The sequence below is a fragment of the Roseburia sp. AM51-8 genome (assembly GCF_003478275.1).
Lineage (GTDB): Bacteria > Bacillota > Clostridia > Lachnospirales > Lachnospiraceae > Pararoseburia > Pararoseburia lenta.
This window is the reverse complement of the sequence record NZ_QUEY01000001.1, coordinates 597,880-624,537: the sequence shown is the minus strand read 5'-3', so window position 1 is coordinate 624,537 and position 26,658 is coordinate 597,880. Positions and strand designations below refer to the sequence as shown.

The 26,658-nt window shown below is 44.8% G+C and carries 23 protein-coding genes and 3 pseudogenes; 18 read left to right on the top strand and 8 right to left on the bottom strand.

What is annotated here, in order from left to right; genetic code table 11:
- Positions 1 to 4: 4 nt before the first annotated feature.
- From DW996_RS03130 to DW996_RS03120, 3 genes and pseudogenes are all read left to right on the top strand, one after another.
- Positions 5 to 712: pseudogene (locus DW996_RS03130) on the top strand (ABC transporter ATP-binding protein); the annotation flags it as partial.
- A gap of 5 nt (positions 713 to 717) precedes the next feature.
- Positions 718 to 2,859, top strand: a complete 2,142-nt coding sequence (locus tag DW996_RS03125) for a Gldg family protein (protein WP_118534824.1) — start codon at positions 718 to 720, stop codon at positions 2,857 to 2,859.
- A complete protein-coding gene (locus DW996_RS03120; protein ID WP_118534823.1) occupies positions 2,860 to 3,402 on the top strand; it encodes a DUF4340 domain-containing protein in 543 nt (180 codons plus the stop codon).
- On the opposite strand, the gene DW996_RS03115 is transcribed toward DW996_RS03120, so the two are convergent.
- Positions 3,399 to 3,617, bottom strand: a complete 219-nt coding sequence (locus DW996_RS03115) for a hypothetical protein (protein ID WP_118281270.1) — start codon at positions 3,615 to 3,617, stop codon at positions 3,399 to 3,401. The two genes, DW996_RS03120 and DW996_RS03115, sit on opposite strands and share 4 nt — an antisense overlap.
- Positions 3,618 to 3,793: 176 nt before the next feature.
- Here DW996_RS03115 and DW996_RS03110 point away from each other — a divergent pair, with 176 nt between their 5' ends.
- Positions 3,794 to 4,303 carry an SEC-C metal-binding domain-containing protein gene (locus DW996_RS03110; RefSeq protein ID WP_118534889.1) on the top strand — a complete coding sequence of 170 codons (510 nt, stop codon included), beginning with the start codon at positions 3,794 to 3,796 and terminating at the stop codon, positions 4,301 to 4,303.
- Between the two features lie 75 nt (positions 4,304 to 4,378).
- Here the strand turns inward: DW996_RS03110 and aroA are convergent, their stop codons facing one another.
- The 3 genes from aroA to aroF are packed head-to-tail and all read right to left on the bottom strand — an operon-like array spanning position 4,379 to position 7,802.
- A complete protein-coding gene (aroA, locus tag DW996_RS03105) occupies positions 4,379 to 5,656 on the bottom strand; it encodes a 3-phosphoshikimate 1-carboxyvinyltransferase (RefSeq protein WP_118534822.1) in 1,278 nt (425 codons plus the stop codon).
- Positions 5,657 to 5,674: 18 nt separating this feature from the next.
- Positions 5,675 to 6,769 carry a prephenate dehydrogenase/arogenate dehydrogenase family protein gene (locus DW996_RS03100; protein WP_118534821.1) on the bottom strand — a complete coding sequence of 365 codons (1,095 nt, stop codon included), beginning with the start codon at positions 6,767 to 6,769 and terminating at the stop codon, positions 5,675 to 5,677.
- 19 nt (positions 6,770 to 6,788) lie between these two features.
- Positions 6,789 to 7,802, bottom strand: a complete 1,014-nt coding sequence (gene aroF / locus DW996_RS03095) for a 3-deoxy-7-phosphoheptulonate synthase (RefSeq protein WP_118281267.1) — start codon at positions 7,800 to 7,802, stop codon at positions 6,789 to 6,791.
- Between the two features lie 133 nt (positions 7,803 to 7,935).
- On the opposite strand from aroF, the gene DW996_RS03090 reads away from it, so the two are divergent.
- Both DW996_RS03090 and leuS read left to right on the top strand, forming a co-directional pair.
- Positions 7,936 to 9,165, top strand: coding sequence for an InlB B-repeat-containing protein (locus DW996_RS03090; RefSeq protein ID WP_118534820.1), 1,230 nt, complete (start codon positions 7,936 to 7,938; stop codon positions 9,163 to 9,165).
- A 256-nt stretch (positions 9,166 to 9,421) separates the two neighbouring features.
- Positions 9,422 to 11,839 (top strand): leucine--tRNA ligase, encoded by a 2,418-nt coding sequence (gene leuS / locus DW996_RS03085; RefSeq protein ID WP_118281265.1) that lies wholly within the window; start codon positions 9,422 to 9,424, stop codon positions 11,837 to 11,839.
- A gap of 51 nt (positions 11,840 to 11,890) precedes the next feature.
- Here leuS and DW996_RS03080 read toward each other — a convergent pair whose 3' ends face one another.
- Both DW996_RS03080 and DW996_RS03075 read right to left on the bottom strand, forming a co-directional pair.
- Positions 11,891 to 12,169, bottom strand: coding sequence for a hypothetical protein (locus DW996_RS03080; RefSeq protein ID WP_118534819.1), 279 nt, complete (start codon positions 12,167 to 12,169; stop codon positions 11,891 to 11,893).
- A complete protein-coding gene (locus DW996_RS03075) occupies positions 12,169 to 12,504 on the bottom strand; it encodes a hypothetical protein (protein ID WP_118281263.1) in 336 nt (111 codons plus the stop codon). The genes DW996_RS03080 and DW996_RS03075 overlap by 1 nt, the downstream gene beginning before the upstream one ends.
- A gap of 80 nt (positions 12,505 to 12,584) precedes the next feature.
- Here DW996_RS03075 and DW996_RS13075 point away from each other — a divergent pair, with 80 nt between their 5' ends.
- Positions 12,585 to 12,740 carry a hypothetical protein gene (locus tag DW996_RS13075; RefSeq protein WP_199642614.1) on the top strand — a complete coding sequence of 52 codons (156 nt, stop codon included), beginning with the start codon at positions 12,585 to 12,587 and terminating at the stop codon, positions 12,738 to 12,740.
- Positions 12,741 to 12,789: 49 nt separating this feature from the next.
- Here the strand turns inward: DW996_RS13075 and DW996_RS03070 are convergent, their stop codons facing one another.
- Positions 12,790 to 13,002: a chorion class high-cysteine HCB protein 13 gene (locus tag DW996_RS03070; RefSeq protein ID WP_118534818.1), complete on the bottom strand. Its 213-nt coding sequence runs from the start codon at positions 13,000 to 13,002 to the stop codon at positions 12,790 to 12,792.
- Between the two features lie 62 nt (positions 13,003 to 13,064).
- Between DW996_RS03070 and DW996_RS03065 the strand changes: the two genes are divergently transcribed.
- Positions 13,065 to 13,409, top strand: a complete 345-nt coding sequence (locus DW996_RS03065) for a hypothetical protein (protein WP_118534817.1) — start codon at positions 13,065 to 13,067, stop codon at positions 13,407 to 13,409.
- A 109-nt stretch (positions 13,410 to 13,518) separates the two neighbouring features.
- Here DW996_RS03065 and DW996_RS03060 read toward each other — a convergent pair whose 3' ends face one another.
- A complete protein-coding gene (locus DW996_RS03060) occupies positions 13,519 to 16,218 on the bottom strand; it encodes a glycoside hydrolase family 3 protein (RefSeq protein WP_118534816.1) in 2,700 nt (899 codons plus the stop codon).
- A 123-nt stretch (positions 16,219 to 16,341) separates the two neighbouring features.
- Here DW996_RS03060 and DW996_RS03055 point away from each other — a divergent pair, with 123 nt between their 5' ends.
- The 10 genes and pseudogenes from DW996_RS03055 to DW996_RS03015 all read left to right on the top strand — a co-directional run bounded on the left by DW996_RS03055 (position 16,342) and on the right by DW996_RS03015 (position 26,629).
- Entirely contained in the window at positions 16,342 to 17,556 is a 1,215-nt protein-coding gene (locus tag DW996_RS03055; protein WP_158575172.1) for an AraC family transcriptional regulator, read from the top strand.
- A gap of 53 nt (positions 17,557 to 17,609) precedes the next feature.
- Positions 17,610 to 18,818, top strand: coding sequence for an NADP-dependent isocitrate dehydrogenase (locus DW996_RS03050; RefSeq protein ID WP_118281255.1), 1,209 nt, complete (start codon positions 17,610 to 17,612; stop codon positions 18,816 to 18,818).
- Positions 18,819 to 18,827: 9 nt separating this feature from the next.
- Positions 18,828 to 20,771, top strand: coding sequence for an ABC transporter ATP-binding protein (locus DW996_RS03045; protein WP_118534814.1), 1,944 nt, complete (start codon positions 18,828 to 18,830; stop codon positions 20,769 to 20,771).
- Positions 20,772 to 20,881: 110 nt separating this feature from the next.
- Positions 20,882 to 21,511, top strand: a complete 630-nt coding sequence (locus tag DW996_RS03040) for a redox-sensing transcriptional repressor Rex (protein WP_118281253.1) — start codon at positions 20,882 to 20,884, stop codon at positions 21,509 to 21,511.
- Between the two features lie 21 nt (positions 21,512 to 21,532).
- A complete protein-coding gene (locus DW996_RS03035; RefSeq protein ID WP_118281252.1) occupies positions 21,533 to 22,210 on the top strand; it encodes a hypothetical protein in 678 nt (225 codons plus the stop codon).
- A pseudogene (locus tag DW996_RS12970) lies at positions 22,207 to 22,700 on the top strand (NAD(P)H-hydrate epimerase); the annotation flags it as partial. The gene DW996_RS03035 and the pseudogene DW996_RS12970, both read left to right, overlap by 4 nt.
- A 3-nt stretch (positions 22,701 to 22,703) precedes the next feature.
- Complete coding sequence (locus DW996_RS03030) at positions 22,704 to 23,699, top strand: NAD(P)H-hydrate dehydratase (RefSeq protein ID WP_442969911.1); 996 nt, start codon at positions 22,704 to 22,706, stop codon at positions 23,697 to 23,699.
- Positions 23,696 to 24,762, top strand: a pseudogene (gene alr / locus DW996_RS03025) (alanine racemase); the annotation flags it as partial. The gene DW996_RS03030 and the pseudogene alr, both read left to right, overlap by 4 nt.
- A 171-nt stretch (positions 24,763 to 24,933) precedes the next feature.
- Positions 24,934 to 25,281, top strand: a complete 348-nt coding sequence (locus tag DW996_RS03020) for a type II toxin-antitoxin system PemK/MazF family toxin (RefSeq protein ID WP_118281249.1) — start codon at positions 24,934 to 24,936, stop codon at positions 25,279 to 25,281.
- A 49-nt stretch (positions 25,282 to 25,330) separates the two neighbouring features.
- Positions 25,331 to 26,629 (top strand): hemolysin family protein, encoded by a 1,299-nt coding sequence (locus DW996_RS03015; RefSeq protein ID WP_118534812.1) that lies wholly within the window; start codon positions 25,331 to 25,333, stop codon positions 26,627 to 26,629.
- The last annotated feature ends 29 nt before the right edge of the window (positions 26,630 to 26,658 follow it).

Below are 26,658 nucleotides of genomic sequence, written 5' to 3'. Positions count from 1 at the left end.
TAATTTGATAGAAGTAGAAAATCTGGTAAAAAAATATGGCTCGCTCACGGCTGTAGATGATCTGAGCATGAAGATTGAACCGGGGCATATTTATGGCTTGCTTGGAAAGAATGGTGCAGGCAAGACAACGACAATGAATATGGTCACAGGTTATATCGGTGCGACATCCGGCAGTGTCAAAGTGTGTGGGCATGACATTTTCAAAGAGGCAGAGGCTGCCAAAAAGGAGATCGGCTATCTGCCGGAGATCCCGCCCCTTTATACGGATATGAGCGTATATGAATATCTGGACTTTTGTGCAGAGTTAAAAGGCATCGGTAAAAAAGAGCGCGACGAACATATCGTGGATGTCATGGAAAAAGCCGGCATCTCTGAGATGGAGCATCGCCTGATCCGCAATTTGTCAAAAGGTTACAAACAGCGTGTCGGATTGGCACAGGCAATCCTAGGCAACCCATCCATTATCATTTTGGATGAGCCTACCGTTGGTCTGGATCCGGTGCAGATGATCGAAATGCGTGATCTGATCAAGGAACTTGGCAAAGACCATACCGTGATCTTAAGTTCCCATATCTTATCCGAGGTCAGTGCCGTATGTGACTACATTTATATCATTGATCATGGAAAATTAGTGGCAGATTTTGCCATGGATGAAGAGAAAGCAGCATCCTTGGAAGAAATATTTATCGAACTGACAGGAAAGGAGGACAAAGAATAATGCTTGCAATTTTTAAACGAGAATTTAAATCCTTATTCTGGAACATTACCGGATGGCTGTTCATCGGTATTACCTTAGCACTGTTTGGACTCTATTTCTTTGTCTATAATCTGTCCTATGGTTATCCTTATATATCTTATTCTTTGTCGGCCATCGCCTTTTTATTTATGGTGACCGTGCCGATCCTTACCATGCGTGTTTTAGCAGAGGAAAAACATGCCAAGACCGACCAGTTGCTCTTGACGGCACCGATATCCGTAGGAAAGATCGTACTTGGCAAGTTTTTGGCGCTTGCCCTTGTCTATACGATCTGTATCGGCGTTATCTGTGTGTCACCTTTGGTACTTATGATCTTTGGTGATGTGCCGCTGGCAGAGACCTATGTGGGTATTTTAGGATTCTGGCTCTATGGTCTGGCAACGATCGCCATCGGTACCTTTGTATCTTCACTCACAGAGAGCCAGGTCATTTCCGCTGTTGTATCCTTTGGCTTGATCTTTGTTGGCTATATGATGTCATCCATCTGCAGCGTGATCTCATCATCCGGTAATCTTTTGACCAAGATCTTAGGATGTTATGACCTTTATACGCCATTGGATGATTTCTTCAATGGAACCCTTTCTGTTACCGGTATCGTCTATTATCTTTCTGTGATCGCGCTGGCACTCTTTTTGACAGAGCAGATGATCCAGAAGCGCAGATGGACGATCAGCCGCAACATGATCTCTACCTCCGTATTTAGTACCGGTATGATCGCTATTGTCGTGGCACTGACGGTGGTTGTCAATCTGATCGCATCCGCTTTGCCAGAGACTTATACGCAGATCGATGCAACATCCCAGAAACTTTATTCCATTACGGAAGACACGGAGAAGTATCTGGATACCTTAAAAGATGATGTGACACTTTATGTCATGGTAAATAAAAACAGCAAAGATGATAATGTAGACCGCACCTTGCAGAAATATGCATCTGCATCCAAGCATGTCAAGGTAAAATATGTGGATCCGAATGTCAGTCCGACTTTTGCATCCAAGTATACGGACAGTGATGTGACCAGTAATTCCATTATTGTTGTCTGTGGAGACCGCTCTAAGGTCATTGACTACAATTCCGATATTTATGAGTATTCTTATGACTCCAGTTACAATTATTCCGTGACAGGATATGATTGTGAGGGACAGGTGACAGCAGCCATCCAGTATGTGACATCCGAGTCTACGACTAATGTATATGAACTGACAGGGCATGATGAGTCAACGCTTTCCGGTGACTTTTCAGAAGTATTCCAGAAGCGTTTCATGAATGTAGGATCACTCAGCCTTTTGACCGTAGATGCGATCCCGGAGGATTGTCAGGCAATCTTTATCACAGCACCGCAGTCGGATCTGTCTGAGGATGATCTGAGCAAATTGAGCCAGTATCTGGGAAATGGCGGAAAGATCTATCTGTCGATCGATTATTCCAAGTGGAATGATCTGACAAACTTTAAGAAATTACTTTCTGATAATAACATTGAGACAACTGAGAGTCTTTTGGCAGAGACAGATCGTTCTTATTATTATCAGAGTCCATTTTATCTTTTGCCAAATGTAGAAAATACGGAAGTGTCTTCTTCTGTGGCTGGTATGACACAGGTCTTTGTGCCTTACAGTGTGGGACTTACCTATACGGGAGAGGATGACAGCAATGTGACATCATTTATGACGACTTCAGACACTACGATTGCTAAAGCAGCGGCCAATATTGCTGCCGTTCAGTCACAGGCGGATGCGGCCAATATAGCGAGTGTTCAGGATGGCGATACCCAGGGACAATATAGTCTGGGCATGATGGTCACAAATGAAAATGGAGGCGAACTCTGTGTGCTTGGTTCAGCTATGATGTGTACAGATAGTGCCAATCAGATCGTATCCGGTCATAATGCAACGCTTTTCAATGGTATCGTAAATGCACTTGTGACAACAGATGATGAAAACAGTGATAATGCGGTAGTGATCGCAGCAAAGGATTATACGGTATCCAACCTGACAGTTTCAGCAAATGCTATGCTTGTCTATGGTATTCTTTGGGGCATCTTTATGCCGATCGTCCTTATCATTATCGGTATCATTGTCTGGGCGAGAAGGAGAAAACGTTAGATGGATAAGCAAAAAAAGACCCTGCTCATTCTGGCAGTACTATTGGGTGTAGCACTGCTGGGATTGCTGGGGGCTAAGAAATTGGCAGATAAAAAAGAAAAGGCAGATGCCATTGACTCTGCGGAGGAAAGTATTCAGGTCTATTCGGTGGATGCGGATGATGTGACAAAGGTAGCCTATTATAACAATGGTGCGCAGGTGACACTGACGAAAACGGATGATCAGTGGCAGGATGCGGACGGTGTGATCTTAGATGATGACAAGGTCAGGACCATGTTATCTTATCTTACCACCATCAAAGCCAGTGATGTCATTGAGGACACAGACGATATCAGCCAGTATGGATTTTCGTCAGCCACCAATGAAGTGACCGTCACAACCAAAGATAGTGAGACGACCTTTATGATCGGTATGCAGAACGCCATCACCGATAAATATTATCTCATGGTAAATTATGATGAGAGCAAGGTCTATGTGATCGATTCTTCTATGTTGACGGCATGCAGCTATAGCACTTCCGACTTAATGCTGGATGAGTCTTAGTGCTCCTTTTTTTCGTCCTGATCTTTCTTTTTGTTCTGGATCATGATATTTAACAGCCATAGGGTAAATGGCACGAGAATGGTTGCCGCAATGGAGGCTGTCAGATAAGACATGGTCTTGGTATTGTCAAAGACGGCGGCAAAGATGGTGAGGACATACATGCCGACCAATAAGATAATGCCGATGATGGCAAGGATCTGTCGTAAACGTTGCATAAGGGTTCTCCTTCATAATTGATAAGGACATGATACCACATATAAAGGGATTGTGCTAGAGGACGGTGGAGAGAGCGCGAGCCGTCCTTGCCCTCTGGCAAAATTATGTTTTGCTTTTTTTTATGGTCTGTGGTATCGTATATGTGCTACAAAAGTGATAAAGGATGGAAAAAGATATGGCATTATTACAGGAATGGCAGAAAATCTCCTACAACCAGGAGCAGGATCGTGCCACATTACAGAGATTTTGGCAGAATTATTTCTTGATCGAGAAGGGTATCTATGAAAAATTACTGGACAATCCGGATGAAGAAGTTTCCGGCACCGTCAAGGAATTGGCTGATAAGTATGAGATCGACATTATGGCTATGACCGGATTTTTGGATGGTATCAATGACAGTCTGATCACACCGAACCCGATCGAGACCATGGAAGAGGATACCGTAGTTTCTCTGGCTTTTGATAAGGAGAAGTTATATGAGAATATGGTAGATGCTAAGGCTGACTGGCTCTATGAACTTCCACAGTGGGATGAAATCTTTGATGCAGACAAGAAAAAAACCTTGTATCGTGAGGCAAAGAATGCACACACGATCCGTAATACCGTTAAGGTTGGACGCAATGATCCTTGTCCATGTGGATCTGGTCGCAAGTACAAGCAGTGCTGCGGCAAGAAAAATAAATAAGAAATACAAAAAAGCCTCTGACTTAGGATGTAATGCATCTTAAGCCAGAGGTTTTTTTATGTGCGAAGGATCGATCTACGATGAGATCTTTTGTAAAGTGTCATAAAAGTTTGGATAGGAGATGACAACGCAATCCGGGTCATCAAAAGTTGTTACGCCATCCGCGGCAAGTCCGGCAATGGCAAAGGACATAGCAATGCGGTGATCTGCATAGGTCTTGATCTGAGTTCCATGCATGGATCGTCCGCCATGAATGATCATGCCGTCCTCTGTTCCGATGGCATCAGCCCCCATGGCATTGAGGTTTTCTACAACTGAGGTAACACGGTCAGACTCTTTGACACGGAGTTCTTTGGCATCCCGGATAATGGTATCGCCCTCTGCAAATGCAGCCATGACAGCAATGACCGGGATCTCGTCGATCAGCGTCGGGATCAGGTCTCCCTCAATGGTCGTACCGTGTAAAGAAGAAGAACGGACGATCAGATCACAGACCTCCTCACCGGATACCTTGCGTCTGTTTTCGTAAGTGATATCTGCACCCATCTGTTCGGCAGCTTTTAGGATACCGTCGCGGGTAGGGTTACAGTTGACATTGTAGATCATAAGTTCTGCATTCGGAACGATAGAAGCGGCTGCAATAAAATAAGCAGCGGAAGAAATATCGCCCGGAATCTGAATCTTTTGTCCGACCAGGTGCGGATTGCCCTCAATGCTTGCAGTTCTTCCGGATGAGGTCACATTCGCACCAAAACCCCTCAACATAAGTTCGGTGTGGTTACGGGATAAGACCGGCTCTGTGACAGAAGTCGTGCCATCGCAGTAAAGTCCAGCCAAAAGGATGGCGGATTTGACCTGGGCGGAAGCCACAGGAGAGTCATAGTGGATGGCATGCAGATCACCACCTTTGATCTCTAAAGGCGCGCAGTCATTGCCACGCAGGGAGGTGATTCTTGCCCCCATCATAGAAAGTGGCTTGATGATACGCTGCATAGGTCTTTTCTGGATGGATGCATCCCCATTTAAGGTAGAGGTAAAAGGACAGCCGGATAGGATACCGCTGATCAGTCTTGTCGTGGTGCCGCTGTTGCCAACGTCTAAAATGTTCCTTGGCTCCGTCAGACCATGTAAGCCTTTTCCTTGGATCACGACGTGATCGGCATCCTGTTTAATGGCAATGCCCATTTTTTGAAAGCAGGCGATCGTGGAACGACAGTCTGCCCCATCCAAAAAGCCGGTCAGTTCGGTCGTGCCATCGGCAATGGCGCCGAACATGACACCGCGGTGGGATATGGATTTATCACCGGGAATGTGGATCTGACCTTTGATATGATTTGCTTTTTTGATTTCCATTTTCTTACCTCGGATAGTCTAGGATTCATGAATCGTGTAATGCTTGCTGAGAACAAGTTCTGCTGCATCCATGGCAGCCTGATCGTATAACTCGATACGCAGGACACCTTTTTCAAATTCTCGGTTGTGCACAATACCAATATTCTTGATACTGATGCCGTTGGCTGCCAGTGTTGTCGCGATCGTGGCAATGGCACCGGCTTCATCTGCAAGATCCAGATAAAACTCGTAGGACGAAGGAAGTACCCCTTGTTTTTTGAGGGGAAGATCATCCCGGTAATCTTTTGCCGAAGAAAAGAGCCTTATCACAGCATCTTCCTTTTGGTCTGTGATAGATGTGATAAAGTCCTGCAGGCTTTTCTGGTAAAGGGCAGCAGCCTTTAAGATCTCATCCCGATTGGTGGCACAGATGTGCTGCCACATGACAGGAGAGGAGGATGCGATCCTTGTAATGTCGCGAAAACCGCCGGCGGCGATCGTCTTCATGGTCTCATCCACAAAATCATTCTCTGCAACAAAATTGACTAAAGATGCTGCAATGACGTGAGGCAGATGACTGATGCAAGCCGTTGCAAAATCATGTTTTTCCGGGCTCATGATCAGTGTGAGCGCACCAAGAGAAGCGATAAAGGCAGAAAAGTCTGCCAGTCTTTCCCTAGAAAAATCATCTGTTACCGTAAGGATATAATAAGCATTTTCCAGAAGGTATGGACTGGAGTGGTCGTAACCGATGGCTTCTGAACCTGCCATTGGGTGACCGCCGATAAAGCGGGAGGTCAGTCCAAGATCAGCAACGGCTTTTGTGATATCCCCCTTGACGCTTCCTACATCTGTAATGATACAGTGAGCCGGCAGAATATTCGCCAGACGGGTAAGGTAATCGACATTGACCCTGACCGGACCGCATAAAAATAAAAGGTCACAATCCGCAAAAGCCTCCAAATCCAGCATAGTATCGTTTGTGATGATGCCATCGGCATAGGCAGCCTGTATGGTGCTTTCGCGTGAGGCGATCGCAATCATTTCCGTTTCTGGGTATTTTTCTTTGATAATCTTAGCGATGGATCCACCGATCAATCCCAGACCGATAAATCCGATTTTTGGGTATAACATAATGATTCTCCTTATGTAACTATAATGTCCGACCTGCAAGTGAAATATAAGGCTTTAAGCCTTCCATCACAGAAGCAAACTGGTCAAAATCAAGCGACTGCGGACCGTCGGACAGGGCATGTGCCGGATCATTGTGGACTTCGATCATAAGACCGTCAGCACCGCAGGCGATGGCTGCTTTTGCCAAAGGTTCTACGAAAGAGCGCACGCCGGTAGCATGGCTTGGATCGACGATGACCGGAAGGTGTGTGCGTTCCTTTAAGACGCAGACAGCAGACAAATCCAAGGTATTTCTGGTGGAAGTCTCATAGGTGCGGATACCGCGCTCGCATAAGGCTACCTTGGAACTGCCGGAAGACATGATATATTCTGCTGCATTTAACCATTCATCGATCGTAGCGCAAAGTCCCCGCTTTAGAAGTACCGGCATACCGGTTTTTCCGACTTCTTTTAAGAGTTCAAAGTTCTGCATATTGCGAGCACCAACCTGTAACATATCTACATATTTAAAAGCAGATGCTACGGCGTGAGCAGAAGTGACTTCACAGATGGTAGCCAGACCGGTCTCTTTGGATGCGGTCTGCATATAGCGGAGACCGTCTTCTTCCAAGCCCTGAAAAGAGTATGGGGAAGTGCGTGGCTTGTAGGCACCGCCGCGCAAGATGGTCGCACCCTCTTTCTTTACGGCTCTGGCGATCGTAAGCAGTTGTTCTTCGGATTCCACGGCACAAGGACCGGACATGATCGTGATGTTGTCTGGACCGATTTTGGTGTCTTTGACAGCAAATTCGGTTGGCTGTGGATGAAACTTTTTGTTGGCAAGTTTGTAACTTTCCGTGACCGGGATCATCTTGTCGACGATCGGGTTGGACTCGATGGCAGTCAGGTCGATCTTGGTCTTATCACCGATCAGACCGATGATCGTGACTTCCTCGCCACGGGACAGGTGTGTATGTAATCCGGTGGCTTCGATATCTTTTATAAGGTGATGCAGGGCATCCTCAGGTGTTTGTGGTTTGACTACTAAGATCATAGTGCATTACTCCTTTTCATATTAAATACAGATTTTATCATAGTCACTTTTATTCTTAAAGTCAACACTTTAAAGCGTAAAAGTTTAAAGTACGAAAAATAATCAAATCCATAAAATTGGGAAGACTACTTTTATGAAAGTAAAAGAAACGTGTATCATTGCCTGTTTTGTGATCGCCTTGCTTGGCATGCGGCAGACATTAGAGGCAAAATGGGGATTGGAAGATGTCATAGAAAAAGGACAGATCCTTTATGAACTGGGCGGCGGGAGCAATTCTATCTTAAACCCGGAGTCTGTGACAGAAGATGAACTGCCTATCCTTTTAAAAAATCCAAAAAGAGAGGGATATCTCTTTGGCGGCTGGTATCTGGACGAAAATTGGGAAGAACGGATCTATCGCATAGAGGATACCGGGGGCAAACGGTTGTATGCCAAATGGAATCTTTGCATCGAACCCAACCGCAATGTGCAGGAATATCCTTACAAGGCAAAGGATGGTGATCTTTTGCTCAAAGACCTGACCTACAGTTTTTTATATGAACTGGAAACGCCGGGCAATCCCGGAACCCGGATCCAGGATCTTTTGCAGCAAAAGTATGCCTCAGAGTATCAGTGTCCGCAGGGGCTTTGCATCACACCGGACTATATCATCGTATCGTCTTATGCACTGGAAGAAGATAAACTGGGCGCCCTGACCTTGTATGACCGGACAAGTCATACCTATATCATGTCTTTTGGCATGGAGGCAGACAGCCATCTTGGCGGGATCGCTTATGACGGCAAGGCACTCTGGATCTGTCATTCCAATAGCAAAGAAGTGGAGCGGATCTCCTATGCCTTTATCAAAAAACTGGCGGGGGTGAGCCGGCAGAATTTTATCGACATCACTTCCTGCTTTGAACGTTATCCGGTCGACAATACACCGTCTGCCATTGCCTGTATGGATGGTCAGATCTATGTCGCAACCCATCATGTTTATACGCCCGGGATCCTGTGTGCTTATACTTATGATGGCAAAAGCCTTACAGCAGACAAAAAGTGTTTGCTGCCGCCCAAGGTGCAGGGGATCTGCCGGGATGAGACTGGACGTATTTTTTTAAGCCTGTCCTATGGGCGCAATCAGTCTTCCTATTTAAATATTTATTCCGACGTGGACCATTTACAGAAAAATTTCTGGACGCCTTCTGCACGGGTGGAAATGCCGCCGGGATCGGAGGCGATCGCTGTGGAAAACGGGCTTTGCTATGTTTTGTTTGAGACGGCTTCCTATAAATATTTTGAGGGGAGCGACGGCAAGGGAACCTGCAAGTATCCGCTGGATAAAATCCTCCTGCTTTCCGGGGAGAGCATTTTTTATGATTGAAGCGTGTAAAAGCCAGTTTTATAAGCTCTGCTGCTGACAGATGAATAAGATTTCTTTATTGACAAATAGTAGTGATATGCTAAAATATATTACGAATTGCATTCGTGATATATGATATTGCTATCGTGAATGTACAAATGAAATCGACTAGGAAAGGTATCTGTATCATACGAAATAGAGTGGTACCACGGAGTAAGATACTTCGCCTCTAATTAGATGATTCTAGTTAGGGGCTTGTTTTTAGGAGGAAAAGAAAATGTCAAAACCTTACAATCACAAAGTCGTTGAGAAGAAATGGCAGAAGGTCTGGGATGATGAGAAGGCTTTCGCCGCAACAGATGATTATTCAAAACCAAAATATTATGCATTGGTGGAGTTCCCATATCCATCCGGACAGGGACTTCATGTAGGACATCCGAGACCATATACCGCATTAGATATTGTGGCAAGAAAAAGAAGAATGCAGGGATACAATGTACTTTATCCGATGGGCTGGGATGCGTTCGGACTTCCAACCGAGAACTATGCCATCAAAAATAAAGTACATCCAAAGATCGTAACTGCAAACAATGTGGCACATTTTAAGGATCAGTTACATTCCCTTGGATATTCTTTTGACTGGGACAGAGAGATCAACACAACAGATCCGAATTATTACAAATGGACACAGTGGATCTTCTTAAAATTATTCAAAGCCGGACTTGCATACAAGAAAGAGATGCCGATCAACTGGTGTACTTCCTGTAAAGTAGGTCTTGCAAACGAGGAAGTTGTCAACGGACGTTGTGAGAGATGTGGTTCTGAGGTTGTCCGCAAGGTAAAGAGCGAGTGGATGCTTAAGATTACAGAATACGCTGACAAATTGATCGAAGGCTTGAATGATGTCGACTACATTGAGCGTGTCAAAGTATCCCAGAGGAACTGGATCGGAAAATCAACCGGAGCAGAAGTTGATTTTTCTATCAAGGGAAAAGAAGACAAACTCCGCATTTATACAACAAGATGTGATACCTTATTCGGTGTCACTTACATGGTAGTATCTCCGGAGCACCCATATCTTGACAAATACAAGGCAGAGATCAAAAACTGGTCTGAGATCGAAGCATACCGTGAGGCTGCTTCCAAGAAATCCGATTTTGAGCGTGCAGAACTTGCAAAAGATAAGACAGGCGTTCAGATCGATGGTCTTGTTGCCGTAAATCCTGTCAATGGAAAAGAAGTGCCGATCTGGGTTTCTGATTATGTACTGATGAGTTATGGAACAGGAGCCATTATGGCGGTTCCGGCACATGATGAGAGAGACTGGGAATTTGCAAAGAAATTCAATCTTCCGATTATTCAGGTGGTCGCAAAAAATGGCGAGGCTGTTGATGTCAATGAGGCAGCATTTACAGATGTTGCAACAGGAGTTTTGATCAATTCCGATTTCTTAAACGGATTGGAAGTAAAAGATGCAAAAGAAAAGATGATCTCTTACTTAGAGGAAAAAGGAATCGGTACTGCAAAGACAAACTACAAATTACGTGACTGGGTGTTCTCACGCCAGCGTTACTGGGGCGAGCCGATCCCGATTGTAGAATGTGAGAAATGCGGTTATGTGCCGATTGATGAAAGCGAACTTCCATTGATGCTTCCGGAAGTAGAGAGTTATATGCCTACCGATAACGGAGAATCACCGCTTGCTGCCATGACAGACTGGGTAAATACCACCTGTCCATGTTGTGGAGGACCGGCAAAACGTGAGACAGATACCATGCCGCAGTGGGCAGGATCTTCATGGTATTTCCTAAGATACTGTGATCCGCATAATGATAAGGCACTTGCCAGTCCGGAGTCGTTAAAATACTGGCTTCCGGTTGACTGGTACAATGGCGGTATGGAGCATACGACCCTGCATTTGCTTTATTCAAGATTCTGGCATAAATTCCTCTATGATCAGAAGGTCGTTCCGACACCGGAACCATATCAGAAGAGAACATCCCACGGAATGATCCTCGGTGAGAATGGCGAAAAGATGTCTAAGTCAAGAGGAAACGTCGTAAATCCGGATGACATTGTAAGAGAGTACGGGGCTGATACCTTAAGAACTTATGAAATGTTTATCGGTGCCTTTGACTTGGCAGCATCCTGGTCAGAAGATGGCGTAAAAGGCTGCCGCCGTTTCTTAGAGCGTGTCTGGAAATTACAGGATATCATGACAGATGAGGAAGGTTATTCTGCGGATTTAGAGACAAAGATGCATCAGACCATCAAGAAGGTCAGCAATGACTTTGAAAACTTAAAATACAACACAGCAATTGCAGCAATGATGGCATTGATCAATGACTTCTATAAGAAGAATGCCGTTACCAAGGGCGAATATAAGACCCTGATCACCTTATTGAATCCGGTTGCACCTCATATTACAGAAGAGTTATGGCAGATCGTTGGTGGAGAGGGATACCTTTACCAGACGACATGGCCGGAATATGATGAAGCAAAGACCGTGGAGTCAACCGTTGAGATCGCAGTACAGATCAACGGAAAGACAAAAGGAACGATAACCATTGGTAAAGACGATGCAAAAGATGATGTTATTGCAAAAGCAAAAGAATCTATTGCAGATAAGTTGACCGGTAACATTGTCAAAGAGATCTATGTACCGGGACGCATTGTCAACATCGTAGCAAAATAAGAGCAAGATATACATAAGGACGACTCATGTGGGTCGTCCTTATTGTCTGTCTTAATGTGGGCGGAAAGTATGTACCAGTTGGATGATACGATCCGCCTTTTTTTGTTCTTCCGGTGACATGTTCTGCTTTAACATACCGATGAGCAGTGTCGTCTCAGAATCGGTAAAAGTCAGTCCCTTGGATCTTGCCTCCATTGCGGCACTGGATAACTGGCTTGCCAGTTCATTGGCTGTCCCCGTGTGGGATCTGGCGGCAAAAGCCTGCAAAAACTGTTGCTTTTCTTTGGGAATGGATTGGAAAATCGGGTTGTTCAGAAAAGAAGGATCCATTAGTCGTTGCCTCCGTTAAATAGGATTTCGTAGGTGGATAACATCTGCATGGCGTTTAATACCTGATCGATCTGTCTCTTTTCATTGTCGTTACAATAGACCTTGATGGCATTTAAGATGTCAGATGTTGAATTCTTTTTTTCCATGGCACTGATCTGCATGGTATTTTCCGGATTTTCAAAATATTCCATCGTCTTTTGCATTTGCAGATAGGAGATCATCATGGAGATATTCTTTTGTGCCGTCGATCCCAGGTAAGGCAGGATCGTTTTTAATATGTTTATTTCCTTATTTTGTAAACGGTTGTCATAAAGAGAAAGAGATTCATTTTCCATAAGCGTTTTTTATTTACTATATGACGGATTTTAAAAGTTAGAATAAGATAATAAGAAAATACTTATAGGAAAATAGAAATATGAGACGATTGATCCTGCGTGGAAATGAATGTTTTGAAGTGGATGAGGAATGCCTGCGGAAAAAGAAAATGCAGGGAGAAGAATATATGCACTGTAAAAAGAACGAAAAAGGAAAAGACGATCGTTGGAATGACAGGAAAAAGAGAGGAAGATAGCATAATAAAAAGGCGCCCTAAATAAGGACGCCTTTTTCGATGAAGGTTTTTAGAAGAAACTTCCGCAGCCGCCGCCATCGTTACAGCAGCAAAGAAGTAAGAGGATGATCCAGATGCTGTTTCCACATCCGCATCCGTCATTTGAAAATGTTGATCCATTGCCGCACAATGCTAAGATCAGGATGATCCAGATCAAAGAAGAGCAGCATCCGTTATTGTTGTCATTTCCACATCCACAATTTGTTGCAACTAGGTCACTCATAAGAAACCCTCCTAAATATTTACACTGTATCTTATGCTGGTTTTTACAATTGGTTACAGAAAATGCAAAAAGTAAAGCAAACGGCAATAAAGGCAAGAAAACGGTATTGCGAACCGCATTTTCTCTTTATACTTATAATTGTTTATGTCAAGGCAGTGCTCGCGGATGATTCCGGCAATGTGGAATCCAATCAGGATAGCAAGGTACAAGTTACCGTCGAAGGCGGAGAATTGCTTGGCTTTGGCAGTGCCAATCCAAGAACGGAAGATCGCTTTGATGCCGGGGAATATACGACATACTACGGTAATGCACTGGCGGTCATCCGGGTGACGGATGCCAATGTTGTCACGGTTCAGGCTAAGACAGAAGATGGCTCATTGGTAGAATGTCGGATACCAGTTATATAAACAAAGTGATAACATATATAAGTGTAAAATAGAAAAGCAGTTTGTGATCAGACATGATAGATTGTCTTCACAAACTGCTTTTTACTGTCTATAAATAGAAGGGGCTTATTTAGGCCTGTGTCCGCTTACGGATGACGCGATACATATACTTGATATTCTGGCGCAGGCGATTTTCGCTAATTGTGCCATTTTTAATACCTTCGATAATCGGACTTACATAGGTATCGTCCGTAGTGCCTGGTGTCATCCAGCAGTTGCCTGCGGCAATGGCTTTGGCAACATCGGCGGTATCGTAACTGTTCCAGTCTGTCATTACATAGCCATTGAAGCCGAATTCATTTCGGAAGATGCCCTGGATCATCTCTTCGTCCTCGGCTGTAAAGACACCATTACATGCATTGTAACCGGTCATGATAGAATCCGGTATGTGGATGTCAAAGGCTACCTCAAAGGTGCGCAGATAGAGTTCGCGGAGGGCACGCTGTGAGACGATGGAATGATTACGCTTTCTGGATGATTCTGCATTGTTACAACAAACATGTTTAATGGATGCAGATACGCCATTTTCTTCCAATCCCTTGCATTGATTTCCTGCCATGATGCCGCCCAGCAGCGGATCCTCAGAAAAATACTCCGGATGACGGCCGCAGAGTGGATTCCTATGCAGGTTCATGGCCGGCGCCAGAATCATCTGCACATTATTTTCTCTGGCTTCTTCGGCAATCACGCGACCGACTTGGTAAGCCAGATCAGGATTCCAACTAGCACAGACCAGATTAGAGGTAGGCATACCAATATTTGGTTTGTTGATATTGACACCATTATTGCCGTCTGCAACAGCAAAGTAAGGAATATCTCGTCCTTCCAATTGATAGATGCGTCCGGCAACGCCGACATCCTGCATACCCCAGCCGGAACTTGCACAGACAGAGAAGCGGGCTAGTTCCTCGACAGACCAGTCATCGATAAAGGAATCGTCGATGGCTTCTGTATCCGGAATGTTTGCACGGATGGTCTTATGCTGAAGTTCATGCACGTCTGCGATGATACCACTCTTTTTGCCGCTAGGATACGTGTTTTCATCCTTTTTGGAAAGGCGGGTAAAGTCTACCGGTGGTTTCATATAATCACCAACAATTTTGATGGTCTGGGTTTCTGTTGCTGTAATGGAAGCCACTTCTGTGAGGGCATGGATGTCATCCCCGCAATAGAAATGATATTCGCCAGCCTCTGTGATAAAGGCATGCCTTTCTTCATCGTAGGAAGCAAGGTTTTCTACAGGAACATCCAGTGTTAAAATCTCGGAGGCTCCGGCAGCAAGCAGTGATGTTTTGGAAAAGGCAACCAGACGCAGTGCCGGTTGCTCCAGTTTCCCATCCGGGATGGTGGCATAGATCTCAACGACTTCTTTTCCGCTTACCTTTCCTGTATTGGTGACAGTGGCAGAAATGGAAATATGAGATAAGTCCTGTCCCGTGCATAAAGATTGGATGGCAAAGTTGGTGTAGGACAGACCGTGTCCAAATGCATAGGCGACATCTTTTTTGAACGTTTCAAAATAACGATAGCCTACATAGATATCTTCCTCATACACGGTATCGATCCAGATATCATCATCTGCGCCAACGGATTCTTCTGCACTTGGTGCAACATAGAAGTTATGTGCAGAAGGAATATCAAAGTAATCGAGACTCCAGCTATCTGGCAGTTTACCGGATGGATTGGTCGTTCCGTTTAAGATATTTACCAGTGCCTTACCGCCAAGCATGCCGGAAAATCCGGTCCAGATAACAGCCTCAACTGCCACGTCCAGTGTCCAGCGGACATCCATAGGATAGCCGGAATTGATGATAGCAATTATGTGGGCATATTTTTTCTTGGCTTCGCAAATCTGTTTTTCTTCCGCATCGGTCAGATAAAACTCCCCCTGAAAAGTTCCGTTGTCAAAGTTCTCTCCGGATGCGCGTGAGATTACAAAAAGACAGGTGTCGGCATCTTCAGTGAGGATAAAGTTACTGTCTGCCAATGCCTGTCCAAGGCGTACATGGTAGCGCGGATTGATCTTTCCGGCACCGACAGCACCGTCACGGAAATTTTCCTCACCGATCACGGCGAGTTTAGCATCTTTGACAAGGGGAAGCAGTCCATTATCATTCTTTAAGAGAACCATGCCTTCCTCAGCAGCCTTTTGCGCGATGGCTTCGTGGGTAGCGTAGGCAGGATCCGGCAGATTTTTAGCAACCGTGGAAATGATATAATCCTGTGGATCCATAACATTACCGTCGGTATCAGTAAATCCTTCAAAGTGGAAGGTATAGTCTGTGCCGTATTGGGTGCAGATGTCGCGAACATAGACGCCCATTAACTGCACACCGCCCGCAATAGACATGGTGGAAAGAATGTATTTGACAGGAATTCCATCGTAAGTGACCTGACCTTTGATATGTTCATCTATCGGTTTGGAAAAGGAAAGGATGAAACAACCGGAAAAGGCATGATTGAGCATATACATCTTGCCATCGACATCATCAATGTCATATTGTGCCACGGTTGAACCTCCCTTTAGGATGGGCTTCTTCTTACTTGGATCCAAAGGCGTCAGATCCACGTCCGCTCCATTTGCCAGCGCGAGTATGGCATCGGCAAGTTGTGCAGATTCCGGTTGTGCGACTTTTAACTGTGCAAGTGTAAGGGGGGGCAGGTAGCCCTTGGCAGGACCGCTAACCATCTGTGGTGCGGCTTTTTCCAGAAGTGCCATGACCTGGGGCAACTCTAAGAGTTCTCCTATGCTTGTGTTTTCTGTGTACATAAAAACCTCCTTGAATAAATAAATTCTACCTAAAGCATATTGCAGAAAAAGAAAAAATGGAATAGGATAAAATGACAGAAAAATATGCAGAAAGTGACATGTATATCAACAGAGGTAGAAAACATGAATGCATTTGACGAGGGGGAAAAAGAATCGGAAAGCAGGGACGACTATATGAGACAGAAAGAGGAAATGCAAAAGGAGTATGGGAGGATCTTTCGCAGTCTATGTTCCGGGGATTGCGAGATTTTGGAGAACGATGACTATATTGCCTGCATGATACGGACAGCCCAATGTCTGAAAGAGGAGAATGACAGGGAATATCGCTGGCAGGCATTTGAAACAGTCAGCGAATTGCCACAAAGTTATAGGACACCCTTGGCACAATTGTTTCTGGAAGTACAAAGTGAACCTGATCAGGATGCGCAAAAGCGTCTGCAGGAGATCTTCCGTGTACAGCAGGAAGAAATTTTTTTACAAAATGATAGCAGTATTTCATCTGCCTTTTTGCAGCCGGGCATGCTTCCACACTGGCATAAGAATGATTATTTCGATATTATTTATGTTATGGAGGGAGAAAGTCAGTGCTTTTTCCGTCAGGAGAAACTTGAACTGGTTGCGGGGGATGTGCTGATCGTGCCGCCGGATATTGAGCATGGAGAAGGTGTGCGAGATCTCGATGGCAGGACGATGACATCAGCGATCCGCAAGCGGACCTTTTTAGAGATTTTCTTTCGGGTATTTTCCGGCAATCCTTTACTATATTCTTTTTTTCAACGGATTTTCCGTGGAGAGGAAGAGATAAGTTATATTCTTTTTCATACAGCAGAAAAGGATAAGCCGGATATGACGGTTGCACGTTTGTTTGATCATCTTTGGGAGGAACAGAAATGCAAGGAAAAATACCACAGTGAGATGTGTGAGACTATCATGAATGCGATTTTTGTGCACTTGCTTCGCTATTATGAACAGAATCTGGTTTTTCCACAGGACTGTAAAGCCAACTGGAAAAAGGAATATGCTAAGATTTTTTGGTATATTAGTGAGAATTATCGCAGTGTGACTCTGGAAGAACTGGAGGATAGGTTTCATTATAGCAGACGCCAGTTGATCCGCATTGTGCAGAATGCAACAGGGAAAAATTTTAAAGATGTGATTCGCGATATGAAGATGGAACGAGCAAAGATGCTTTTGCGGGATACCACACTGCCCGTGGAAAGAATCGCAATGGAGTGTGGATACGAGAATGCATCCAGTTTTACCAGAATTTTCAAGCAAACAGTGGGGGTAAGCCCCCACGCTTACCGACATGGAATATTCGTGACTTTACCACAGTAAAAAGTTTTGCTATACTAAAGTACAATAGTGAAAATGCTAAGGAGGCAAATGACATGAGCAAGATTATGATGAAGACACCACTGGTTGAGATGGATGGTGATGAGATGACAAGGATCCTTTGGAAGATGATCAAGGATGAATTGTTACTGCCGTTTATAGATTTAAAGACAGAATACTATGATCTCGGTCTTGAATATCGTAATGAGACAAATGATCAGGTGACAATCGATTCAGCAGAGGCAACAAAGAAATACGGCGTTGCTGTAAAATGTGCCACAATCACACCAAACGCAGCGCGTATGCGTGAATATGATCTGAAAGAGATGTGGAAGAGTCCAAACGGAACCATCCGTGCCATCTTGGACGGAACGGTATTCCGCGCACCGATCATCGTAAAAGGAATTGAGCCTTGCGTAAAGAATTGGAAGAAACCGATCACGATCGCGCGTCATGCATATGGAGATGTCTACAAAAATACAGAGATGATTGTTCCGGGACCGGGAAAAGTAGAACTTGTTTATACGGCTGAAGACGGCAGTGAGACGAGAGAAGTGGTACATAACTTTACCGGCACCGGTGTCGTTCAGGGACAGCATAACCTGAATGATTCTATCGAAAGTTTTGCAAAGGCTTGCTTTAACTATGCCTTAGATACAAAGCAGGATCTTTGGTTTGCGACCAAGGATACCATCTCTAAGAAATACGATCATACCTTTAAGGATATTTTTCAGGAGATTTATGAGGAGTCTTATAAGGATAAGTTTGCCGAGGCAGGCATTACTTATTTCTATACCCTGATCGATGATGCCGTAGCTCGTGTGATGAAGTCTGAGGGCGGTTACATCTGGGCTTGTAAGAACTACGATGGCGATGTCATGAGTGACATGGTATCGTCTGCTTTTGGATCTCTTGCCATGATGACCTCTGTTCTGGTATCTCCACAGGGCGTCTATGAGTATGAGGCGGCTCATGGAACCGTACAGAGACATTATTACAAGCACTTAAAGGGAGAGGAGACATCCACGAACTCTGTTGCTACGATCTTTGCATGGACAGGCGCACTGAGAAAACGCGGTGAGTTGGATGGCACACCGGAACTTTGCGATTTTGCAGACAAATTGGAACAGGCATGCATCAAGACGATTGAGGATGGAAAGATGACAAAAGATCTTGCTCTGATCACAAGTATTCCAAATCCAGTCGTTTTGAATAGTGAGGAATTTATCAAAGCCATCAGAACAAGGCTTGAGGGCATGTTATAGGAGGAAGCCATGATTTTATCCTGCCAGAATCTTTCGAAATCTTTCGGAAGTGATGACATCATAAAGAATGTCTCTTTTCAGATCAATGAAGGAGACAAGGTAGCCATTGTCGGAAATAATGGTGCAGGAAAATCAACACTGCTAAAGATGATAACGGGTGAGTTGGATACCGATGCAGGAACGGTTGTTTTTGCCAAGGATACCACCATCGGTTATCTGGCGCAGTATCAGAATATGGAAGGAAATGAGACGGTCTATCAGACCGTCTATTCTTCGCGTACAGATATTTTGGAAATGCAGAAAAACCTGCAAAAAATGGAAGAACAGATGACAAAACTGACAGATGATGCCTTAGATGCACTGCTTGTCCGCTATCATGAGATGCATGATGTTTTTGATCATATGAACGGTTATGCGTATGAATCGGAAGTACAGGGCGTGCTTCGTGGACTTGGTTTTTCCGAAGAGGATTTTTCAAAGACGATGGATATGCTTTCCGGTGGACAAAAAACCCGTGTATCTCTCGGAAGACTCCTTGTTTTGAAACCGGACATCCTGCTTTTAGATGAACCGATCAACCATTTGGATCTGAATTCTATTGAGTGGTTAGAGAACTTCCTTATGAATTATAAGGGAACCGTTGTTATTGTAGCACATGATCGTTATTTTCTGGATCGTATCGTTACAAAGGTTATTGATATCAGCATGCATACTGCACATGTTTACAAAGGGAATTATTCTGCCTTTGCCATGCAAAAAGAAGAGATTCGTAAGACCATGATGCGTGAATATGAAAAACAGCAGGCATCCATTGCCCATCAGCAGGAAGTCATTGATAAGTTAAAACAGTTTAACCGTGAAAAATCCATCAAACGTGCAGAGAGCCGTCAGAAAGCCCTCGATAAAATGGATGTTATGGAAAAACCGATCGATGCGCAGGAACATATGAAATTATCCTTGCAACCAGATGTGACAAGCGGCAATGATGTACTGGAACTGATCGGACTTTCAAAATCCTATGATGGCATGACGCTCTTTTCTAACGTAGATTTCCTTTTGCAAAGAGGTGAGCACGTTGCCATCCTTGGTGATAACGGTACAGGAAAGACAACATTGCTTAAGATCATCAATGAGATTGTGACCGCAGATTCCGGCTCTTTCCGGCTCGGCGCAAATGTTACGATTGGTTATTACGATCAGGAACAACAGGTTTTGGATGATGACAAAACACTCTTTGAAGAAATGAGCGATGCCTATCCAAACTTAAACAATACAAAGATTCGCAATGTGCTTGCGGCATTCATGTTTTTAGGGGATGACTGCTACAAGAGGATCGGCGATCTGAGCGGTGGAGAGCGTGGACGTATCTCCCTTGCCAAACTCATGTTGTCCGGTGCCAACTTTTTGATCTTAGATGAGCCGACTAACCATTTGGATATGGAGTCCAAGGAGATCCTGGAAAATGCCATCAATGCCTATGAGGGAACGGTGCTTTATGTGTCACATGACCGTTATTTTGTCAACCAGACTGCAGACAAGATTTTAGAACTTGAAAACCATCAGTTCAGCGTATATCTGGGGAATTATGATTATTTCATCCAAAAGAAAACAGAGCGTATGGCACAGGAAAAAGCAGTACAAGACGCAAAGCGTGGTGATACAGAATCGATTTCCGGACAATCTGAAGGAAAGACGGATTGGAAGCAGCAAAAGAAGATCCAGAGCGAAAAGCGCAAGGTAGAAAATCGTCTGGCAGAGGTGGAAGACCGCATTGCCGCCTGCGAAGAAGACCTGCGTCAGATCGAGGAAGAATTTGCCAAGGACGATGTGGCGACAAATTCGGCAAAGCTTAATGAATTATCACAAAAACAGGAAAAGTTACAGGAAGAATTGGATGCCCTCTATGAAAGTTGGGAAGAATTGTCGGAGACACTGACAAATGATTTCGCATAGGATAGGCGGATTCTGTTAAAAATTTGACATATATATTTAAAATATTTATAATTTTTATATAAATATGATATACATGTCATCATTGACAGTGGAAGTAGGGGGAATTTAACGTGGAAAAGGAAATATCCCAGGCAGTCATTCGTCGTATGCCAAGATATTACAGATATTTAGGAGAATTGCTTGATGCAGGAGTGGAGCGCATTTCGTCCAACGAACTCAGCAGTTGTATGCATGTGACGGCATCCCAGATCCGGCAGGATCTCAACAATTTTGGTGGTTTCGGTCAGCAGGGCTATGGCTATAATGTTCAGTACTTATATGATGAAATCGGCAAGATCCTAGGATTGAATGAGACACACAATGTGATCGTGATCGGTATCGGTAACTTGGGGCAGGCAATCGCCAATTATGTTAAGTTTGAAAAATTAGGTTTCAAGATCGTCGGTCTGTTTGATGTCAATCCGGCATTGAAGGGGAAAGAGGTAAGAGATATCCCAATCCGTATGTTGGAGGAATTACCAGAATTTGTAAAGACAACACGTGTGGATATTGCGGCACTGACCCTGCCAAAGCAGAATGCAGAAGCGACCGCGGCACAGTTATCTTCCCTGGGCGTACATGCCATCTGGAATTTTGCCCATGTCGATCTGGATGATGTGGAGGATATGGTCGTAGAGAATGTGCATCTGTCCGATAGTCTGATGCAGCTTTCTTACAATATTGCCAACCACAAAAAATAGTTTTCAAAAGAAGGTGAGCGTATGGAACGACAGGCGTTTACAGAAGCACTGGCGAAAACAAAAATACCCATTCTGGTCTTGGACCAGAAATGGCACCGGCTTTTTGCCTTAGATGGCAAGCCCAAAGAGGTGCAGGAACTGGAAAGCCAGTTGAAGGAGATCTTGGAGCGGCAGGGACGCCTGACGCAGGAGTTAAAGGATTTAAAGAAGGTCAAGTCATCCCTTATGCAGAATATCGTAGAGCATATGGACGCAGAGGAGGACAAGGAGACGCACAGCCGGCAGATGGACGAGAACAAACGGCTGATCGAGGAAGTCAAGGAAAAGATCGCAGCCAACGAGGATGCCCTTTTGGAGATCCCAAAGGAGATACAGACCTGCAATGACGCGCTGATGATGGAGACCATGACCTTTTGTTATGATCGTCTGCGCACCAATTGCAAAGAAGCCGAGGAGATTGCGGAATGGATCAAAAAGGTCCGGGTAGAATTAAAAAAGAACATCATCCGCAAACAGAATCGGGAGATCAACAATAAAGAAATCTATGCATATATGCATGATATATTTGGAAAAGATATCATCAATCTTTTTGATGTGCAAAATGATGATGTGGATCTGATCACAGGAGAGGATCGCCCGTCCGGTGATACGACCCAGGACAAACAGTTATCAAAAGATGTACAAAAAGGAGACGTATGAAATATATTTTAAACAGTCGCGAAATGAAACAATGCGATAGCCGCACGATCGAGCATTATGGTCTGCCTTCCATGGTGCTGATGGAGAGAGCCGCGTTATCGGTTGTTTCATTTTTGCATGAAAGAGATTTGTGGCAAAAGAAGATCGTCATACTATGTGGAAGTGGCAACAATGGTGGGGATGGACTCGCCATTGCAAGGCTTTTATACTTAGAGGGGGGGCAGGTGTCGGTATTCCTGGTGGGCGATTTTTCCAAGCTTCGCCGGAAAACATGGCGCAGCAAAAGATCTGTCGGCAGTATGGCATGGAATTGTCTAGTTCTACGGATACACTTGCAGACGCCCAGGTGATCGTGGATGCCCTGTTTGGTATCGGGCTTTCCAGAGAATTGGGCGGTGACTATCCTGCACTTTTGCAAGAGGTCAATGCCATGGATGCCTACCGGCTGGCGGTGGATATACCATCCGGTGTATCTGCGGATGACGGACAGATCATGGGGCAGGCATTTTTGGCGGATGCGACCATAACCTTTGCTTTTGCCAAGGTCGGACAGATGCTTTATCCGGGGAAAAAATACTGTGGTGAATTGATCGTATCTGCAATCGGAATCGAATCATGCAGTCTGGCAGATCAGGTTCTTCCTTGTAAGAGCCTGGAAAAAGAAGATCTAAAACAACTACCGCAGGCAAGCCCGGATGATCACAAGGGAAGCCGGGGAAAGGTGCTTGTGATCGCAGGCAGTGAGGATATGGCAGGCGCGGCTTATCTTGCATCGAAAAGTGCTCTGACGAGTGGTGCCGGCATGGTCAAGGTCTATACACCAAGATGCAATCGTGACATCATTTTGACACGATTCCCGGAAGCCATTCTTGTTACCTATGATAAATGGAATGAAAAGCAGTTGTTGGAAGAACTTGCTTGGGCGGATGCCATAGCCATAGGACCGGGGCTTGGAAAGTCTAATCTGGCGGAGAACCTGGTTCGCACGACTTTAGAAAATGCTGCAGTGCCGATGGTGGTGGATGCGGATGCGTTGGGGATTCTGGCAGAACATTTACAGTGGCTGAAAAAGCCGCATACAGAGACCGTCATCACTCCGCATCTGGGTGAAATGGCACGCCTGATGGGCAGTCCGCTTATGTATGTGACTGACCATAAATTATCCATAGCACAGGATTTTGCAAGAGATTATCAGGTCATTTGTGCACTTAAGGATGCGGCTACGATCGTATCCGTGCCTTATGCCACGACTTATATCAATGCGAGCGGCTGCAGCGGTATGGCGACAGCCGGCAGTGGTGATGTCTTGACCGGTGTGATCGCAGGATTGATCGCGCAGGGCTTAAGACCGGAAGATGCGGCATCACTGGGCGTTTACCTGCATGGACTTGCGGGAGAGGAGGCCGCAAGGACAGAGGCTAATCTTTGCATGCAGGCAGGTGACATCATAAAAGGAATAAAAACGATCTATCAGAAAGAAGGAAGATGACAGTGGAAATAGAAAAAAGGCGTGTTTACGCCATCGTAGATTTTGATGCCTTAGATCAAAATGTGCAGGCAATGGAAGAAAAACTGCCGCAGGACGTCGGCATGATGGCTGTTATCAAGACCAATGCCTACGGGCATGGTGCTAAGGCAATTGCTAAGCATTTAGAGGACAATGACCGCATCAGCGGTTATGCGGTTGCAACGGCAGAAGAAGCCTTGGAACTGCGAAAAGCAGGCATTGGGAAGATGATTCTGATCTTAGGCTATGTCTTTGAAAAAGATTATGAAGATCTGATTCTGCAGGATATCCGTTTTGGAATTTACCGCAAGGATGTGGCGCAAGCTTGGATGCGGCAGCGGAAAAATGTCATAAAAAGGCACTGATCCACATCAAGATCGATACCGGTATGCACAGGATCGGCTATCCGGTCTGTCAGGAATCGGTAGAAGAGATCAAAGATATTGCAGGGCTCAAACATCTTTGCCTGGAAGGTATCTTTACCCATTTTGCCAGAGCGGATGAAGCGGATAAATCTTATGCAAAAAAGGCATATAGCTTATTCAAGGATATGATAGGAGCACTGCAAAAAGAGGACATTACATTTCCGATATGCCATTGCTGCAACAGTGCCGCTATCTTAGAACTGCCGGGCTATCATGAAAATATGGTGCGTGCAGGCATTACTTTATACGGTCTGTGGCCGTCAGAGGAGATGGATCATGCCTTTCCTTTGTATCCGATTTTATCTCTTTACAGTCATATCGTACACATCAAGACCCTTCCGGCGGGAAGTGCGATCAGTTATGGCGGCACCTATGTCACTGAAAGAGAAAGCCGGATCGCGACGATCCCGGTAGGATATGGCGACGGCTATCCTCGTTCTTTATCCAGCAAGGGCTATGTGCTTGTGCGCGGCAAGCCTGCACCGATCGTGGGCAGGGTCTGCATGGATCAGATGATGGTGGATGTAACGGATATCCCGGATGCAGAGTATCTGGACCGCGTGACCTTGATCGGTCAGGATGGGAACGCAGTCATTTCTATGGAGACACTGGGAGAAATGTCCGGGCGTTTTAACTATGAACTGGCATGTGATCTGGGAGACCGCATTCCACGTTTTTATCAGAAGGACGGCGCATGCGTTGACGAAATGAATTATTTTGCATAATCTAATATGAATAGCTTTTGAAATTGTGGAAATACTATTTATAAATTCAATTTTGGAGAGTGTAGTATGACAATTAAAAGAGGCGATATTTATTATGCAGACTTGCGACCGGTCGTCGGCTCGGAACAAGGCGGGATCCGACCGGTACTGATTATTCAAAATGATGTCGGAAATATCCATTCTCCGACCGTGATCTGTGCAGCGATTACATCACAGTTGCACAAGGCAAAATTGCCGACACACGTTTCATTGGATAGTGGTAAATATGATCTGGTCAAGGATTCGGTCGTACTGTTGGAGCAGCTTCGCACCATCGATAAGACCAGACTTAAGGATAAGATATGTCATCTGGATAATCAGGTTTTATTTGAGATTGATAAAGCATTAGAGATCAGTCTGGAATTGCTTACATAGCAGTTTCAAAGATTTTCACATAAGAAAGGAAATGAGGGAATAGAATACCATGGATGAAGGAGTCAGGTGTTTGATCTGCATGATCGTATTTTGCCTATGTGCTATCATGCAGATCATCATTAGTAGTTTTAAGATCGCGATCGATCATATCAACGACAGTGATCTGGAGGAGTTACAAAAAGGGGATCCTGCCAAGGCAGGGTGCTTAGAGCGTTATCACAGTGATGATCATTTGCTGGTCATCAGCAGTTCCTTTTTGCGGATTTTTTCCGGGATCGGCATTGTAGCAAGTTCTTTTTACCTGCTTTACAATGGACTGTCGGACATTGCAGAAAATACATGGGAAAGGGTCTTATTTGCAATTCTTGTGTATGTGGTCTTTGTCGTATTATATGCGGTTTTCTTTTTTGGAACTCTTTATCGTATCAGTTCCAAAAAGCATTGTAAGATCGCACTGCGCTATCTGGGAGCCTATGAGACCTTGCGAAAAGTTTTTCGACCTCTGATCCTTTTGTATGATCTTCTCAGCAAGAAGATCAGCGGTCTTTTTGGGGTAGATCCCAAGGAGGAAGTGGATGATGTCACGGAAGATGAGATCATTTCCATTGTCAATGAGGGACATGAGCATGGGGTGCTGTTAGCCAGTGAAGCCGCCATGATACATAACATCTTTGAATTTGGCGACAAGGACGCCAAGGATATCATGGTCCACCGCAGGCAGATCATTGCCCTGGATGGCGAAATGACCTTTGGCGAGGCGCTTACCTTTATGCAGGATGCACCTTTTTCCCGTTATCCGGTTTATTTGAACGATCTGGATAATATCATCGGTCTTTTACATATTAAAGATGCACTAGTCTTTGCCAAAGACCATAAGACTTACGGGCAGAAACTGCGGGATTTTGACAAACTACTGCACTCACCGGAATTTGTGCCGGAGACCCACAGTTTAAATACCTTATTTGCCAAGATGCAGTCCAAGAAAAAGCACATGATGATCGTGGTGGATGAGTATGGGCAGACCAGCGGTATTATTTCTATGGAGGATATCTTAGAGGAGATCGTGGGCAATATCCAGGACGAACACGACAAGGAGGAAGCGTCCATCGAACAGGTCGCACCGAATTTTTACCGCATGGATGGCGGCACTTCCCTAGAAGAAGCGGCAGAGGTTCTGGGGATTACCTTCCCGGAGGACTACGAGACCTTAAATGGTTTCTTGATCTCCCATATTGACAAGATCCCGGAGGAACATGAGACTTTTGAAGTGCAATACAAGGGCTACCGCTTCAAAGTGCTGGATGTAGAAGGAAAAATGATCCGGCAGGTACAGGTGTTTGCCATATAAAACAAAAAATGATACACTGGATAAGAATA

What these genes read in the sequence shown, in the direction of transcription:
- DW996_RS03125 (WP_118534824.1), top strand. Translation starts at nt 718, where the DNA reads ATGCTTGCAATTTTTAAACGAGAATTTAAATCCTTATTCTGGAACATT.
- DW996_RS03120 (WP_118534823.1), top strand. Translation starts at nt 2,860, where the DNA reads ATGGATAAGCAAAAAAAGACCCTGCTCATTCTGGCAGTACTATTGGGT.
- DW996_RS03115 (WP_118281270.1), bottom strand. Translation starts at nt 3,617, where the DNA reads ATGCAACGTTTACGACAGATCCTTGCCATCATCGGCATTATCTTATTG.
- DW996_RS03110 (WP_118534889.1), top strand. Translation starts at nt 3,794, where the DNA reads ATGGCATTATTACAGGAATGGCAGAAAATCTCCTACAACCAGGAGCAG.
- aroA (WP_118534822.1), bottom strand. Translation starts at nt 5,656, where the DNA reads ATGGAAATCAAAAAAGCAAATCATATCAAAGGTCAGATCCACATTCCC.
- DW996_RS03100 (WP_118534821.1), bottom strand. Translation starts at nt 6,769, where the DNA reads ATGTTATACCCAAAAATCGGATTTATCGGTCTGGGATTGATCGGTGGA.
- aroF (WP_118281267.1), bottom strand. Translation starts at nt 7,802, where the DNA reads ATGATCTTAGTAGTCAAACCACAAACACCTGAGGATGCCCTGCATCAC.
- DW996_RS03090 (WP_118534820.1), top strand. Translation starts at nt 7,936, where the DNA reads ATGAAAGTAAAAGAAACGTGTATCATTGCCTGTTTTGTGATCGCCTTG.
- leuS (WP_118281265.1), top strand. Translation starts at nt 9,422, where the DNA reads ATGTCAAAACCTTACAATCACAAAGTCGTTGAGAAGAAATGGCAGAAG.
- DW996_RS03080 (WP_118534819.1), bottom strand. Translation starts at nt 12,169, where the DNA reads ATGGATCCTTCTTTTCTGAACAACCCGATTTTCCAATCCATTCCCAAA.
- DW996_RS03075 (WP_118281263.1), bottom strand. Translation starts at nt 12,504, where the DNA reads ATGGAAAATGAATCTCTTTCTCTTTATGACAACCGTTTACAAAATAAG.
- DW996_RS13075 (WP_199642614.1), top strand. Translation starts at nt 12,585, where the DNA reads ATGAGACGATTGATCCTGCGTGGAAATGAATGTTTTGAAGTGGATGAG.
- DW996_RS03070 (WP_118534818.1), bottom strand. Translation starts at nt 13,002, where the DNA reads ATGAGTGACCTAGTTGCAACAAATTGTGGATGTGGAAATGACAACAAT.
- DW996_RS03065 (WP_118534817.1), top strand. Translation starts at nt 13,065, where the DNA reads ATGCAAAAAGTAAAGCAAACGGCAATAAAGGCAAGAAAACGGTATTGC.
- DW996_RS03060 (WP_118534816.1), bottom strand. Translation starts at nt 16,218, where the DNA reads ATGTACACAGAAAACACAAGCATAGGAGAACTCTTAGAGTTGCCCCAG.
- DW996_RS03055 (WP_158575172.1), top strand. Translation starts at nt 16,342, where the DNA reads ATGAATGCATTTGACGAGGGGGAAAAAGAATCGGAAAGCAGGGACGAC.
- DW996_RS03050 (WP_118281255.1), top strand. Translation starts at nt 17,610, where the DNA reads ATGAGCAAGATTATGATGAAGACACCACTGGTTGAGATGGATGGTGAT.
- DW996_RS03045 (WP_118534814.1), top strand. Translation starts at nt 18,828, where the DNA reads ATGATTTTATCCTGCCAGAATCTTTCGAAATCTTTCGGAAGTGATGAC.
- DW996_RS03035 (WP_118281252.1), top strand. Translation starts at nt 21,533, where the DNA reads ATGGAACGACAGGCGTTTACAGAAGCACTGGCGAAAACAAAAATACCC.
- DW996_RS03030 (WP_442969911.1), top strand. Translation starts at nt 22,704, where the DNA reads ATGGGGCAGGCATTTTTGGCGGATGCGACCATAACCTTTGCTTTTGCC.
- DW996_RS03020 (WP_118281249.1), top strand. Translation starts at nt 24,934, where the DNA reads ATGACAATTAAAAGAGGCGATATTTATTATGCAGACTTGCGACCGGTC.
- DW996_RS03015 (WP_118534812.1), top strand. Translation starts at nt 25,331, where the DNA reads ATGGATGAAGGAGTCAGGTGTTTGATCTGCATGATCGTATTTTGCCTA.